Annotated in this window: 12 protein-coding genes; 11 read left to right on the forward strand and 1 reads right to left on the reverse strand. The window is 39.9% G+C overall.

The window, feature by feature from the left end:
• The 8 genes from walK (at position 1) to rlmN (ending at position 8,479) form a co-directional block, all read left to right on the forward strand.
• A complete protein-coding gene (walK, locus tag ACIQXU_RS16920) occupies positions 1-1,833 on the forward strand; it encodes a cell wall metabolism sensor histidine kinase WalK (protein ID WP_402869978.1) in 1,833 nt (610 codons plus the stop codon).
• Positions 1,830-3,155: a YycH family regulatory protein gene (locus ACIQXU_RS16925; protein ID WP_402955079.1), complete on the forward strand. Its 1,326-nt coding sequence runs from the start codon at positions 1,830-1,832 to the stop codon at positions 3,153-3,155. Before walK ends, ACIQXU_RS16925 begins: the two co-directional genes overlap by 4 nt.
• A complete protein-coding gene (locus ACIQXU_RS16930) occupies positions 3,142-3,936 on the forward strand; it encodes a two-component system regulatory protein YycI (RefSeq protein WP_402869982.1) in 795 nt (264 codons plus the stop codon). The genes ACIQXU_RS16925 and ACIQXU_RS16930 overlap by 14 nt, the downstream gene beginning before the upstream one ends.
• 6 nt (positions 3,937-3,942) lie before the next feature.
• Positions 3,943-4,737 carry an MBL fold metallo-hydrolase gene (locus ACIQXU_RS16935; RefSeq protein ID WP_402991125.1) on the forward strand — a complete coding sequence of 265 codons (795 nt, stop codon included), beginning with the start codon at positions 3,943-3,945 and terminating at the stop codon, positions 4,735-4,737.
• Positions 4,738-4,992: 255 nt separating this feature from the next.
• Positions 4,993-6,201 (forward strand): S1C family serine protease, encoded by a 1,209-nt coding sequence (locus tag ACIQXU_RS16940; RefSeq protein WP_402991128.1) that lies wholly within the window; start codon positions 4,993-4,995, stop codon positions 6,199-6,201.
• A 169-nt stretch (positions 6,202-6,370) separates the two neighbouring features.
• Positions 6,371-6,532 carry a CxxH/CxxC protein gene (locus ACIQXU_RS16945; protein WP_402869992.1) on the forward strand — a complete coding sequence of 54 codons (162 nt, stop codon included), beginning with the start codon at positions 6,371-6,373 and terminating at the stop codon, positions 6,530-6,532.
• A 322-nt stretch (positions 6,533-6,854) separates the two neighbouring features.
• Complete coding sequence (rlmH, locus tag ACIQXU_RS16950) at positions 6,855-7,334, forward strand: 23S rRNA (pseudouridine(1915)-N(3))-methyltransferase RlmH (protein WP_402955073.1); 480 nt, start codon at positions 6,855-6,857, stop codon at positions 7,332-7,334.
• A 77-nt stretch (positions 7,335-7,411) separates the two neighbouring features.
• Positions 7,412-8,479, forward strand: coding sequence for a dual-specificity RNA methyltransferase RlmN (gene rlmN / locus ACIQXU_RS16955; protein ID WP_402955070.1), 1,068 nt, complete (start codon positions 7,412-7,414; stop codon positions 8,477-8,479).
• A gap of 138 nt (positions 8,480-8,617) precedes the next feature.
• Here rlmN and ACIQXU_RS16960 read toward each other — a convergent pair whose 3' ends face one another.
• Positions 8,618-8,950 (reverse strand): heme oxygenase, encoded by a 333-nt coding sequence (locus ACIQXU_RS16960; protein ID WP_402869999.1) that lies wholly within the window; start codon positions 8,948-8,950, stop codon positions 8,618-8,620.
• Positions 8,951-9,284: 334 nt separating this feature from the next.
• On the opposite strand from ACIQXU_RS16960, the gene ACIQXU_RS16965 reads away from it, so the two are divergent.
• The 3 genes from ACIQXU_RS16965 (at position 9,285) to ACIQXU_RS16975 (ending at position 13,558) form a co-directional block, all read left to right on the forward strand.
• Positions 9,285-10,733 carry a DEAD/DEAH box helicase gene (locus tag ACIQXU_RS16965; RefSeq protein WP_402991131.1) on the forward strand — a complete coding sequence of 483 codons (1,449 nt, stop codon included), beginning with the start codon at positions 9,285-9,287 and terminating at the stop codon, positions 10,731-10,733.
• 603 nt (positions 10,734-11,336) lie between these two features.
• Entirely contained in the window at positions 11,337-12,407 is a 1,071-nt protein-coding gene (locus ACIQXU_RS16970) for a DUF5105 domain-containing protein (RefSeq protein ID WP_402955062.1), read from the forward strand.
• A gap of 14 nt (positions 12,408-12,421) precedes the next feature.
• Complete coding sequence (locus ACIQXU_RS16975; RefSeq protein WP_402991134.1) at positions 12,422-13,558, forward strand: TcaA second domain-containing protein; 1,137 nt, start codon at positions 12,422-12,424, stop codon at positions 13,556-13,558.
• The last annotated feature ends 19 nt before the right edge of the window (positions 13,559-13,577 follow it).

The raw sequence follows: 13,577 nt of genomic DNA on the forward strand, positions 1-13,577 counted from the left end.
ATGAAAAAGGTTGGTTTTTTTCGTTCAATTCATTTTAAATTCGTCCTGATTTATGTGTTGCTTATTTTCGTAGCCATGCAAATAATTGGGGTGTATTTTGTCGGGGAATTGGAAGAAAATCTCGTCGGGAATTTCACAAAGTCGATCAAGGGCCATGTTAACCTGCTTACCTATAGCATTGGGGAAGAAATGGAGAAATCGAGGGGGGAGGAAGACCCTACCCTCGAAGAAGCCATTAATACGGTATTGAAAGATCGCGACAACTCAACGAATGATATTTCGGAAGTGCGCGTTATCGATACCCGCAGCAGGCGGGTGATTGGGACGTCCGATCCCGGTAACCAAGAGATTGTAGGAAAGAAAACGACACTGCCGATCATCAAGAACACGTTGACTTATGGTGGCGAGGATCATGAAATATATAGAGATCCGAATACTGGCAGGCGTGTATGGGTCCTTTCAACACCCATTGAAGCGAATGGTACGGTGATAGGAGCGGTCTATGTCATTGCGGAGATGGAGAATGTCTTCGAACAAATGGATGAAATCAACGCCATTTTCATGACTGGCACGGCCATCGCTCTGGCCATAACAGCCATTTTGGGGATTCTGCTTGCGCGGACCATCACACGGCCAATGTCTGATATGAGGAAACAGGCGTTGGTGATGGCCAAAGGGAATTTCTCACGAAAGGTAAAAGTATATGGCGATGACGAAATAGGGCAGCTAGCCGTTACCTTCAATAACTTGACTAAGAAACTTCAAGAGTCGCAATCGAGTACGGAAGGGGAGAGACGGAAGCTTTCATCTGTTCTCACCAACATGACGGATGGCGTTATATCGACGGATAGGCGTGGCCGGGTGAATTTGATAAATGAACCTGCCGCACAGCTTTTGAATGTCTCACGTGAAGCCGTCATGAACCAACCAATCATCGAATTGTTGGGACTTGAGGAAGAATATAAATTCGAAGATTTACTGGAAGAAAGGGAGTCCATCATCCTTGATTACAGCAAAAAGGGTCAACCGTTTATTTTAAGAGGGAATTTTTCCGTCATCCAAAAGGAAACGGGCTTCGTTAATGGTTTGATTACAGTGCTCCATGATATTACGGAGCAGGAAAAGATAGAAGGGGAGCGAAGAGAGTTTGTCGCTAATGTATCCCATGAGTTGCGTACGCCGCTCACGACGATGAGAAGCTATCTCGAGGCATTGGCTGAAGGTGCCTGGAAAGATGAAGAGATTGCCCCTGCCTTTTTAAGTGTCACACAAAATGAAACGGAGCGGATGATCAGGCTTGTAAATGACCTGTTACAGCTTTCAAAAATGGACAGTAAAGATTACCGGCTTAAAACCGGATGGGTGAATCTGAATAAGTTCTATGACCATATTATCGATCGTTTTGAAATGACGAAAAATGACGATATTACTTTTAAAAGAGACATACCAAAGGACGCGTATTTTGTCGACATTGATGAAGACAAGATCACCCAGGTTCTTTATAATATCATCTCGAATTCCTTGAAGTATTCTCCTGAAGGAGGTCAAGTGACATTCCGTATCAGGCCAAAGGAAAACTTTATCGTGATTAGCGTAACCGATCAAGGTGTCGGTATCCCTAAGAAAGTGATCGATAAGATTTTTGACCGATTTTACCGAGTGGATAAAGCGCGGGCAAGGAATCTTGGAGGGACTGGACTTGGGCTGGCGATTGCAAAGGAAATGGTCGTTGCCCATGGAGGAAAAATTTGGGCGGAAAGTGTGGATGGAAAAGGAACTACAGTGTTCTTTACACTTCCTTACGAACAGGAAGAAGAGGATGATTGGGCATGAATTTTGAACGTGCGAAAAGTATCATACTGATTATTTTAGTTGGGACAAGCGTTTTCTTGACATGGAGTATTTGGACGTACGAGCCTGAATATAAAAAAATCGATGAATCCGATCTGATTAAAATCAAGAGTGATGAACAAATTGTCAGTGATGTCATAAAACCCGTCAGTGTTCTTTTTCATCGTAACGGACAGCATTTCCAGACAATCGATCCCGAAAAAATCGAAAGAATGGAGAAAGAGTTTTCCCAATGGACGTTTAGTGATATAAAGCAGATGTCATTGAAGATGATTCAAAGGGACTTCGATGATTTCGTCCATGAGGATAGATCAATCGAGATCAACTTTTCCGATGATGTACCGATGTCTTTATATAAAACGGTACTGGATGTAAAGGACGAAGATATGGCGAGCTTTACCTTTGACCGGATCGTGATCAAGCAGAAGGATATCAGCGGTGACCAATCAGCCGTTTATTTCGTTTCTTATGAACATGAACAAATCCATCAAGGAATGGTCCCTACTAAGGACCTTAGAAAGTTCAGTGAGAAGTTCTATAATAAAAGTTATCCTACCTATACAGCTCATACGTTACATGATAAAAGGACGATTTTTGTTCCGGAAAAGCCCGTGGAAGTCAACCGATATCAATATTATATAGATTATCTGGACGTTAAGAATCTGAAAGATGCCTTATTCAGTAATCCTAAATATGTTCGTCAAGAAACGGTAACCCGAGGCGAGGAATACTCCGACGGAACAAGACTGTTGTCAGTCAACAATGAAAATTATATTCTCTCGTATATAAACCCTGCCCAAAAGAGTAAAGTGTTCGGCAGTTCTAGTGAGCTGTTGGAAAAAAGCATTGATTTCATCAATGATCATGCCGGGTGGGAAGGTAGTAATTACCGATTTGATTATATGTCGGAAAATGAGCAGCGTGTGGTATTCCGTTTATTTATAGATGGTTATCCAGCTTTCAACGAATATGGAATGACTGAAATCGAGCAGATTTGGGGGAAGGAAGATATTTATAGTTATCAACGTCCCTACTTCTCATTGGCTTCCGTCTTGCCATCAGAAGGATCTGTAGTGACCTTGCCTACAGGAAATGAAGTGTTGAACCAGCTGGAAGAGAACGGGAACATCGATCTCGATAGTGTGCAAGATATTTCAATAGGTTATAAGTTAAACAAATCGTTGGACTCTAAACTCGTTACTCTCGTTACACTGGAACCAACTTGGTATTACCGTTCCGGTGAAAAGTGGTTGATTGCGCCTGTTGACGAAAATGCAGGAGGCGATAACGATGGATTGGAATAATACAAAATCCATATTCATAATGGTATTTTTCATATTGAATATATTTTTACTGTATCAGTTTCTTGAGAAAATCAATGATAACCAATATGAATTCATTGCAGAGTCTTCCTATGAGGAAGTTCTAAAAGAAGACGAGATCAAAACCATTCCGCTCTCGAAGCAAAAGGTAAAGGATCAATTCTTAATTGCAAAAAGTAAAACATTTGATAAGAAAGAACTAAAGAATCTAAACAACCAGAAAGTAAATATTATAGATGGGAATAAGCTGGTCGGTTCATTAAAAACGCCCATCAGTTTAGGCAAAGAAATTCATCCCGCGGATGTTACCATATTCCTGAAGGATCACATTTTATACGGAAGTGAATATGGGTTTTGGAGCTATGATAAGGATAATCAAACCATCATTTGCTATCAGGTTTCCGACAATAAGATGTTTTTTAACAACAGTAAAGGAAAGGTCACTTTGTATCTGAATAAGGAAGCCGAAGTGACCTCCTATGAGCAGACATATTTAGTGGGAATTGAAAAGTTCAATAAACCGAAAGAGCTGTATTCCGACCTGGATGCTGTTTATGCCTTATATAGTCATGGTGATATCGTATCAAAAGACGAAGTTACGGACGTAAAGCTTGGATTTTATAATTCGTTGCAAACCACATCGTTCTCACATCTTCTTGTACCGACATGGTGGGTAGTCGTGAACGATGAAACGGATTTATTCGTAAATGCGTTCGATGGCGAAGTGATTGAGTTAAATACAGAAGAAAAAATACTGGAGTGAGTATAGATGACTATGCATTTTAGTGTACTCGCAAGTGGGAGTACGGGAAATGCCTTGTTCGTGGAGACGGAGGACCAATCTTTCCTTGTCGATGCGGGATTGAGTGGGAAAGCCTTGGAAGGATTATTTCGGGATATCGGCCGAGATATGTCCAAGCTTTCTGGAATCCTGGTTACGCATGAACATAGCGACCACATTAAAGGTCTGGGAGTCGTCGCTAGAAAACATAAGCTCCCCATATATGCGAATACAAAGACATGGCAAGCAATGGAGCGTTCCATCGGGGAGATTTCTCCTGAACAGAAATTCGCCTTTGAAATGGAACAAGTCAAAACCTTTGGAAGCCTTGATATTGAATCGTTTGGTGTATCTCATGATGCTGCCGAGCCGATGTTTTATGTGTTCCATCAGGGAGGAAAAAAACTTGTGGTCATAACCGACACAGGTTATGTCAGCGATCGGATGAAAGGCATCATCACGAATGCTGATGCCTATGTGTTTGAGAGCAACCATGATGTGTCCATGCTTCGGATGGGTCGATATCCATGGAGCATCAAGCGCCGGATTTTAAGCGATGTTGGACATGTATGCAATGAAGATGCTGCTCTTGCCATGAGTGAAGTGGCAGGGGACAAGACGAAACGGATATACTTGGCCCATTTAAGTATGGATAATAATATGAAAGACCTTGCAAGAATGTCAGTGGAGCAAACCTTAAAAACGAAAGGGATTATTGTTGGCGAGCAGTTTTCGCTCTACGATACGGATCCCAAAAGACCAACAGAGCTTGTTACACTATAATGAGTAAAGGAATGAGTGCGGAAACCTGCTTCATTCCTTTTTTATTTTTAATGGGTTAGTTAGTAAGGGGATTAAAAAGGGTATTGGTTGGTTAGTACTGAATGAATAGAAAAATGATGATAAAAAAAGAGGCAGTAAGCTAAATATGGCATACATTTTTTTAGATATTTCTTGTTAATTGAGTATAATTAAGGGTGGATATCAAACACTAGTAATTGCTATAATTCATTCCTAAAAAGAGAGGATGGAGCGGTCTTGGAGAACGAAGAGAACCAAAATAAACAGAAAAAAGGAAGCCGTACAGGTTATTTTCTATCAGGCTTAGGAGGCGCCATCATTGGGGCTCTGCTGATTTTATTAGCATTCCCGGGCGGTGGGGTATTAAATGATGAAATAAACCCAAACCAGACGGAAAAATCAACGGATGGTGAAGAGGCCAAGCCAATTCAGCAGAAAGTTTCCGTAGAGGTCACAAGTGCTGTTACGGGTGCGGTTGATAAGGCAAGCGATGCAGTTGTTGGCATCTCCAATATTCAGGAAACTTCCTTCTGGGGCGGAAAAGGAAACGAAAGCAGTTCAGCCGAAGCGGGTACTGGATCTGGAGTCGTATATAAAAAGGATGGTGGCAAAGCCTATATTGTCACGAACAATCATGTTATCGAGAATGCTAATGAGTTAGAGGTCACGTTAAGTGATGGAACCAAGCTACCTGCCGAGCTACAAGGAAGTGACCCTTGGACGGATTTAGCTGTCGTGGTAGTGGAAGCGGATAAAGTTAAGACGGTAGCAGAGTTTGGCACAACCGAAAAATTAAAGCCAGGTGAACCCGTCATAGCGATCGGTAACCCATTAGGACTTCAATTCTCTGGATCCGTTACACAAGGAATCATCTCAGGAGTAGAGCGTACCATTGAAGTGGATATCGATGAGGACGGACAGGTAGACTGGAATGCAGAAGTTATCCAAACCGATGCGGCGATTAACCCAGGAAATAGTGGCGGGGCCCTCGTAAACATGTCCGGTCAGGTCATTGGGATCAATTCCATGAAGATTGCGGAAAATGCTGTAGAAGGCATTGGTCTATCCATCCCGATTGATTCAGCGATTCCTATTATCAGTGATATTGAGAAATATGGTGAAGTGAAACGTGCCTACTTAGGTGTCAATCTGGCATCAGTTGAGGAAATTTCACAGTATCATCAGCAGAATACATTAAAATTGCCAAACAAAGTAACCTCTGGTGTGGCTGTGACTGGCGTTCAAAGTAACTCACCAGCGGCAAAAGCAGGCCTAGAGGAATTTGATGTAATTGTTGGTATGGATAATGAAAAAATTCATGATATCGTTGAATTAAGGAAGTACCTGTACAATGAAAAGAAAATTGGTGACACTGTAAAAATCACTTATTACCGAGACGGAAAAAAGGAAACCGCAGAAATTAAGCTTTCAAGTGGAGAAATCTAAAAGCAATAAAGCAGGGGAGTTTTGCTTTCCCTGTTTTTTTGCTTGTGTTTTTATTATCGTTTGATACCATTACTTGTGGATATTTTGCCGAATATGATGAATACTAAATGAATTGTGGATAAGTGGCATCAATAGATTGGCCAATAAAAAATGAAAAGGAGAATGAGGAATGAACCTATATTGTTGTCAGGAACACGTTGATATGGCGCTCGATGAAGTTGTATATGAGTGTGAAACGTATCCGTTATTAACGCTGGTTTCAGAAGAAAATAAGTTATCAACAACCTGTGAATATTGTCGAAACGTGGCAATATATCTAGTAGGGAACTAATATTCCCATACAAGATGTGGATAGAAATTGTGGATATGTGGATAAGTTTTGTGGATAACCTGTTCGTAACCTATTTGGAAAGACTAAAATACTGGAAAAAGTCATAATGAAAAACCACCGGCACTTTCTTTTAGAAGGGCTGGTTTTTTGTTATTTAGGAAGCAAATATAGTCCAATATTCTTTATAGGGAAGTCTCTTAAATCTTAACTTTTGGATTTGGAAAGGATTTGCTTGTTTTGTTTATGGGTCTCTCTAAGGTATGATAATAGGAGGTACTTCCAACAATTGAACTAAAAACATATGGAAAGTCAGAGGATATATATGAAGATAACGATCATTACGGTTGGCAAGCTCAAAGAAAAATACTTAAAGCAAGGAATGGCCGAATATACAAAACGGCTAGGAGCCTATGCTAATATAGATTTTATAGAAGTGCCTGATGAAAAGGCACCAGAAAACTTGAGTGCAGCGGATATGGATATCGTCAAGCAAAGAGAAGGTGAACGGATCTTGGCGAAAATCAGCCAGGATACTTATGTGATTACGCTTGAAATCAATGGGAAGCAGCTCACTTCTGAGCAACTTGCGACCCATATTGACCAACTTGCCACTTATGGAAAAAGCAAACTTGCCTTTATTATTGGTGGTTCACTGGGGCTTAGTGCCGATGTGATTTCTAGAAGCGATTACGCCCTTTCTTTTTCTAAAATGACCTTTCCGCATCAACTCATGAAGTTAGTTTTGTTGGAACAGATCTATCGGGCGTTTCGGATAAATAGAAATGAGCCATACCATAAATAATCACCCAATCGATGATGGGTGGTAGCGTTAGCTAGGTAAAGAATTTAATCTTAACGTTATGAAAAGAGGGTAACCATATGAATAAAGAGTCCATTTATGGATTAACATTTGAACAATTGACAGCTTGGCTTTTGGAGCATGGCCATAAAAAATTCCGGGCAACCCAAGTCTGGGAATGGCTTTATCGGACGCGCGTTACGGATTTCTCTGAAATGACAGATGTTAATAAAGAGTGCATTCAACTGCTGGAAGAAAACTTTGTCATCCAGACTTTGACTGAACATGTTAAACAGGAGTCGGCGGATGGGACAATCAAGTTTCTATTCAAATTACTGGATGGTAACCTGATTGAAACGGTCATGATGCGCCATAAGTATGGGATATCCGTTTGTGTCACTACCCAAGTAGGCTGTAATATAGGCTGTAGTTTTTGCGCAAGCGGTTTATTAGCGAAGAGCCGTGACTTAACTGCTGGAGAAATAGTGGAACAGATCATGAATGTTCAACTCCATCTTGATCAGTTAGGACAAGGGGATATCGTCAGTCATGTAGTCGTAATGGGGATTGGCGAGCCTTTTGATAATTTCGATAATATGATCGACTTTTTGAAGGTCATCATGGACCATAAAGGGTTGGCTATTGCAGCAAGACGCATTACTGTTTCCACGAGTGGGCTGGCTAATAAAATCTATGAATTCACCGATACTCAATTACAGGTTAATTTGGCCATTTCTTTACATGCCCCGAATAATGAACTAAGAACGAGAATCATGAAAATAAATCGTGGCATTCCAATCGAAAAATTAATGAAGTCATTGGATTATTACTTGGAAAAAACGAATCGTAGAATTACGATTGAGTATATCCTATTGAGGGACGTCAACGATCATCGAGAAGAAGCCGAACAACTTGCCGAATTGCTTGATGACAAGAAACATCGTTTATATGTAAACTTGATTCCATATAACCCTGTAGATGAACACAGTCAATATCAAAGAAGCGAGAAGGAGTCAGTGCTAGCATTTTATGATACGCTGAAAAAACGAGGCGTGAATTGTAAAATCCGTCAGGAACATGGTACGGATATAGATGCTGCCTGTGGTCAGTTAAGAAGTAAACAAATCAAAAAAGCAGAGGCCAACTGAGAAAGGCCCCATGTATAGAAAAAACAGTATGTTTTTGCACACATACTGTTTTTTTATGCTGAAAGATGAACGGCCATGCTTCTAAAAACAAGAAAAATGGGGCTGTAAGGATACAGCCTCATTTAAATGAGAAGTTGATTATTTAGCGATTTCTTTTACAGAAGCGATTTCATATGTGACAATTTCGCTACCGATAATTGGTGATTCTTTTTTAGCTTCATCTGAAGAAGGTTCTGGACGTTTATGTGCAGCTTTAAACGCGTCACTGTTTCTCCATGCAGTAAAGCTGTCCATGTTTTCCCAGTACATATTCACGTTTAGTTCGTCGTAGTCCGTTAAGTTTTGTGTTAACAATACTTCAACTTTAACGAAGCCTTCTGTCGTATCTAGAGGGCCTGGTGCCGTAAAGCCTGGTGCCATTACTGCTCCCATTCCTTTTTTTACTTTGATTTTATTTGCTACGATTATCATCATTAATCTCTCCTTTTAAGGTTATTTAACTGATTCATTACATACATATTTTAGCACATTATTAAGCTTATAATCCATTTTGATTAATCAATAACTGTTGATAATGAATTCTATACTGGATTTGCTGTTTTGAGTATATATCGAACCATCTTATTATTTGTCTTTCAAAAAGTATTATACCCGGATGGCATGAAGGGAAGTCTTTTTAAGCGGGAATTGGTTTAGGAATTATAAGGTTTATTGATGCATATCGCGTATAATAGAATTTAGTATAAGGAAATAACAATTACGGAAACAATAAAGCAAGATACTAAACAATAAAAGAGGCTGTTATATGACGGAAATTAAGTTTATTGATTATAAATTAAGTGATGAAATAGTTCGGGCGTTGGAAAGCCTAGGCTATCAGCATCCAACGGAAGTGCAACGTGAAGTGATTCCTGTTGCTTTGCAAAAAAGGGACCTGGTCGTGAAGTCGCAAACGGGAAGCGGAAAAACGGCTGCATTCGGCATACCGCTCTGTGATATGGTCGATTGGCAGGAGAATAAGCCACAGGCGCTCATTTTAACACCAACGCGAGAGCTTGCCGTACAGATTAAGGAGGACATTACGAATATTGGTCGATTTAAACGGATTAAAGCAACTGCGGTATATGGGAAGTCTCCCTTTGCCCAGCAAAAAGCGGAGTTGAAGCAAAAGAGCCACGTGGTTGTGGGTACGCCTGGACGTGTCCTTGATCATATTGAAAGAGGTACATTCGCTTTAGACCGATTATCCCATTTGGTAATCGATGAAGCCGATGAAATGTTAAATATGGGATTCATCGAGCAAGTGGAAGCCATCATTAAAGTACTGCCGCAGGATCGTGTGACGATGCTGTTTTCCGCTACTTTACCAGATAGCATTAAAAAACTGTGCCATAAATATATGAAGGAACCTTTGGATATTGAAATAAAGGCAACCGGCTTAACGACTGAAAAAATCGAACATGCTGTTATTGAAGTCAAGGAAGATGACAAGTTTACCCTGCTTAGAGATGTTACGATTGTCGAAAATCCAGATAGCTGCATCATTTTCTGTCGCACAAAAGACAAGGTCGACCAAGTATGTGAGCAGTTAGTGGAATTAGAGTATCCATGCGATATGATTCATGGAGGGATGCTTCAGGAGGACCGCCTGGCAGTGATGGACGAGTTCAGAAGAGGTGAATTCCGCTATCTAGTCGCGACCGATGTAGCGGCACGTGGAATTGATATTGATAATATTACCCATGTCATCAATTATGACCTACCACTTGAAAAGGAAAGCTATGTCCATCGTACAGGTAGAACAGGACGTGCGGGTAAACAGGGGAAGGCAATCACATTTGTGACTCCATTCGAAGGTAAGTTCCTCACCGAGATTCAAAGCTATATCGGATTTACGATCCCTACCATGCCGGCTCCATCAAAAGAATATATCTTGGACATGAAGAATGATTTTGAAGCGAAGCTAAAGACACGGCCAAAAATTAAAAAAAGTAAAAGTGAACAGCTTAACAGACAAATTATGAAGCTGTATTTTAATGGCGGCAAGAAAAAGAAAATCAGGGCCGTAGATTTCGTGGGTACCATTGCAAAAATAGATGGAGTAAATGCAGAGGACATCGGCATTATAACCATTCAGGATAATGTTTCCTATGTAGAGATATTGAATGGAAAAGGTCCGCTGGTCTTGAAAGTGATGAAGAATACGAAAGTCAAAGGCAAGGTTTTGAAGGTTTCCGAGGCAAATAAACGATAAATGGCAGGAAGAATCGGAAAAGACGTACATATATCTTTTCTGATTCTTGTAAGGCCAGGTTCGCTCTAATACTAGTGAAACAACGGAAACATTCACCTTTCTTACGGAGTGGCACATCAGAAGCTACCCGGAGACTTCACTGGACATCCTATCCTTGGTTTTCCCGCGAAAAACATGTGCGAAGATACAAAGAACCTTATTACCGTGAGTTACATAGTGTTAGCAATTGATATAAAGGTCGTCCTAAGGGATGATCTTTTTTTGTGTGCAGTTTTAATTTATGGGAAAAAATCGTAGCGGGCTTTCTGGTTTAATAGGGGAATGGTTAAAATGGCTCATGAAAGTAAAGAAGTGGATATGACCTATATACTTTATGCCTGTTCAACTATAAAAATTATACCAAAATATTCATAAAATAGGTTGTTTTTGGGTTTGTGGTAGGTCGATTAGAGGTAAATAAAGATAAGTGGAAAAAGAATCCAATACATACTAGTCTAAATCATTGATCTGCATTAACTAATGGTTCTCGGTATTCTTTTTCCCTATCCAAAGATCTCGCTGGAAAGTGTGCGGTCTTTTACTTATTTATAGGGGGGAATTTTGATGGTGTCTAAGTTAAGGGGTATTTCGCTATTGTTTATTTGTATGCTGTTGTTATCTGCATGCAGCAGTTCTAGTGGATCTTCGGAAAAAAAGAGCGATAGCAAGAGTAAGAATAAGGATTTAGAGGTATCCATTGAGGATGCATCTTTTGTGCTACTTGGAAAAGATGATGGTGTGGCTGAAGAAGGTACAGAAAAAGGAGTCCTGGCTGTTAAATTTAAGTTGAGTAATAAATCAAAGGATGGCATTCGACTCTCAACAAGAGATGGATTTAAGTTATACGATGGCGATGAAGAGACAAATGCCATTTCAGATGCATATAACACCAACGTAGGGATTGAGTTTGAGTCTAGTGGCGATTTGGGTGCCGGCAAAACGAAAACGACCACAGGCTTTTTTGAAGTAGAAAAAGATAAAGAGTATGAAATAGGGATAAAAGCGGCTTCAGAAGACTATGAAAAGAAAATTGAAGAAGTGATCATTAAGGTGAATACGGCAGATTATGCTGAAAGTTTTGATGCCCTTCAAGACCCGGCGAAAGCGTTAGCTGCTTATATTGATTCGATATACCTGGATAAAGACAATAGTGATTATGAAAAACTAGTATCTGCTGATAAAGCGGTTATACAGGAAGAAGCGAAAAAGGTATTCAAAGAGAAAATTAAAAGGTACTTTGTGGGGAAATTGACTGATGAAGAAGTAGATAAACTTTATGCTGCTTATAAATCGGCTCAGTCACAAAAGGCCGAGTTTAAAACGGTCACATCTGCCAAGGCAAATGGAAAAGCCGTGGTGCTAATTGAATTCTCAACGGTTTCATTGCGAAACATATATGAAGACCTTTCAGAATACCAATATGAATATAGAGAAAAAACGAAAAAATACGATGAAAAAGGTACCAAAAAGTATTTAATATCTAAATTCGATAAAATCATAAATAACCAAGAAGTAGAAGAAGGCGAAGATTTAAAGATTCATATGATAGAAGAGGATGGAAAGTGGAACGTTAATTCATCACAAGATGGTCAAGAAAGATTAACGAATATTTTTGCTGCAGGATCAAAATATTAAAGGAGCAGTGAGATATGTCGAAAAAAGCTTGGATTATAAGTGGGGTCTCCGCTGTTGCCTTAATTGCCGTGGTCTTGGTCACCATGCTTTTCGTTCAACAAAACAATAAACCCAAAAAAGTAGTGGCATCCTTTACAGAAGCAGTTGAAAAGAAAGATACGGACCAACTTAAGGAGTTACTCGATCCTGATAAAAAGGGAACGGTGGTAAATAATGCATCCATTAAGGCATTTGCTACGTACTTAAACAAAAATGACTCGAGTTTTGATGCCATCAAGGACGGATTGGATGAACAAGTAGAAGATAAGGATTTTTCGGCAACCAACCAGCAAGTCAGCTTGGTGGAGTCGGGGAAAAAATGGGGCATTTTCAAGGAATACAAAATGAGAGTCAAAACCGGATTCATTAAAGTGACGGGACAAAATGATGAAGATCAACTATCCCTTTCTGTAGATGACTTGAAGGAATCCGTAAAAGAGAGTAAGAAGGGCACGTATGGTCCATTTTTGCCTGGGACGTATAACACGGTCACTACAGTAAAGAACAAACTGGGTACTTTCATGAAAAAGGATAAGATAGATGTCTGGGGTGGATCTAAGGAAGTCACGCTTGTAGTGGATCCTGATTCCTTGGCTAGAAATGATAAAGATGTACAAAAATCGGTCATGTCCGCTGTCGATGTTTTCAATCATGACTGGGCCGTATTTGAAACCAGCAGTTTTGATACCAAGAAGCTTACCAATGTTTCAGATGACATTAAAGATGATACCTCCATTGTTGCGGAAAAATTTGAACAGGTCAAAAATTATGTCGATGAAGTACATTCACAATATTTAGGGGCCGTCATTAATCTGGATGATTTGGATATCAGTTACTTTGATAATCAGTGGAGAGCGGAAGCGGTAGCTGTAGTGTCCTATAACAGCAAAATGAAACTCAAAAACAAAAAGAAAATGGATGACCTTTCTTATAAAGCGGTGCGTGACTTTTCCATGATTTATAATGCCGATAAGAAGAAATGGATTATTGAAGAAATTAAGGAGTATGAGGCTGACGGAACGGAAGAGGATTGGGAGAATAAAAAGGAAATGAAAATTAAAGATCCAAAACTGCTCAAATGGAATCGCAAAGACAGTAGCAAGGGCTTGTAAGAGTGTGCAAAGCGGGAAT

The organism is Peribacillus sp. NPDC097284 (assembly GCF_044761765.1).
GTDB lineage: Bacteria > Bacillota > Bacilli > Bacillales > DSM-1321 > Peribacillus.

Bases quoted from the DNA above. Each gene is read 5' to 3' on its own strand.
- ACIQXU_RS16975 (WP_402991134.1), top strand. From the start codon at position 12,422: ATGTCGAAAAAAGCTTGGATTATAAGTGGGGTCTCCGCTGTTGCCTTA.
- ACIQXU_RS16925 (WP_402955079.1), top strand. From the start codon at position 1,830: ATGAATTTTGAACGTGCGAAAAGTATCATACTGATTATTTTAGTTGGG.
- rlmH (WP_402955073.1), top strand. From the start codon at position 6,855: ATGAAGATAACGATCATTACGGTTGGCAAGCTCAAAGAAAAATACTTA.
- ACIQXU_RS16970 (WP_402955062.1), top strand. From the start codon at position 11,337: ATGGTGTCTAAGTTAAGGGGTATTTCGCTATTGTTTATTTGTATGCTG.
- ACIQXU_RS16945 (WP_402869992.1), top strand. From the start codon at position 6,371: ATGAACCTATATTGTTGTCAGGAACACGTTGATATGGCGCTCGATGAA.
- ACIQXU_RS16930 (WP_402869982.1), top strand. From the start codon at position 3,142: ATGGATTGGAATAATACAAAATCCATATTCATAATGGTATTTTTCATA.
- rlmN (WP_402955070.1), top strand. From the start codon at position 7,412: ATGAATAAAGAGTCCATTTATGGATTAACATTTGAACAATTGACAGCT.
- ACIQXU_RS16935 (WP_402991125.1), top strand. From the start codon at position 3,943: ATGACTATGCATTTTAGTGTACTCGCAAGTGGGAGTACGGGAAATGCC.
- ACIQXU_RS16960 (WP_402869999.1), bottom strand. From the start codon at position 8,950: ATGATAATCGTAGCAAATAAAATCAAAGTAAAAAAAGGAATGGGAGCA.
- walK (WP_402869978.1), top strand. From the start codon at position 1: ATGAAAAAGGTTGGTTTTTTTCGTTCAATTCATTTTAAATTCGTCCTG.
- ACIQXU_RS16965 (WP_402991131.1), top strand. From the start codon at position 9,285: ATGACGGAAATTAAGTTTATTGATTATAAATTAAGTGATGAAATAGTT.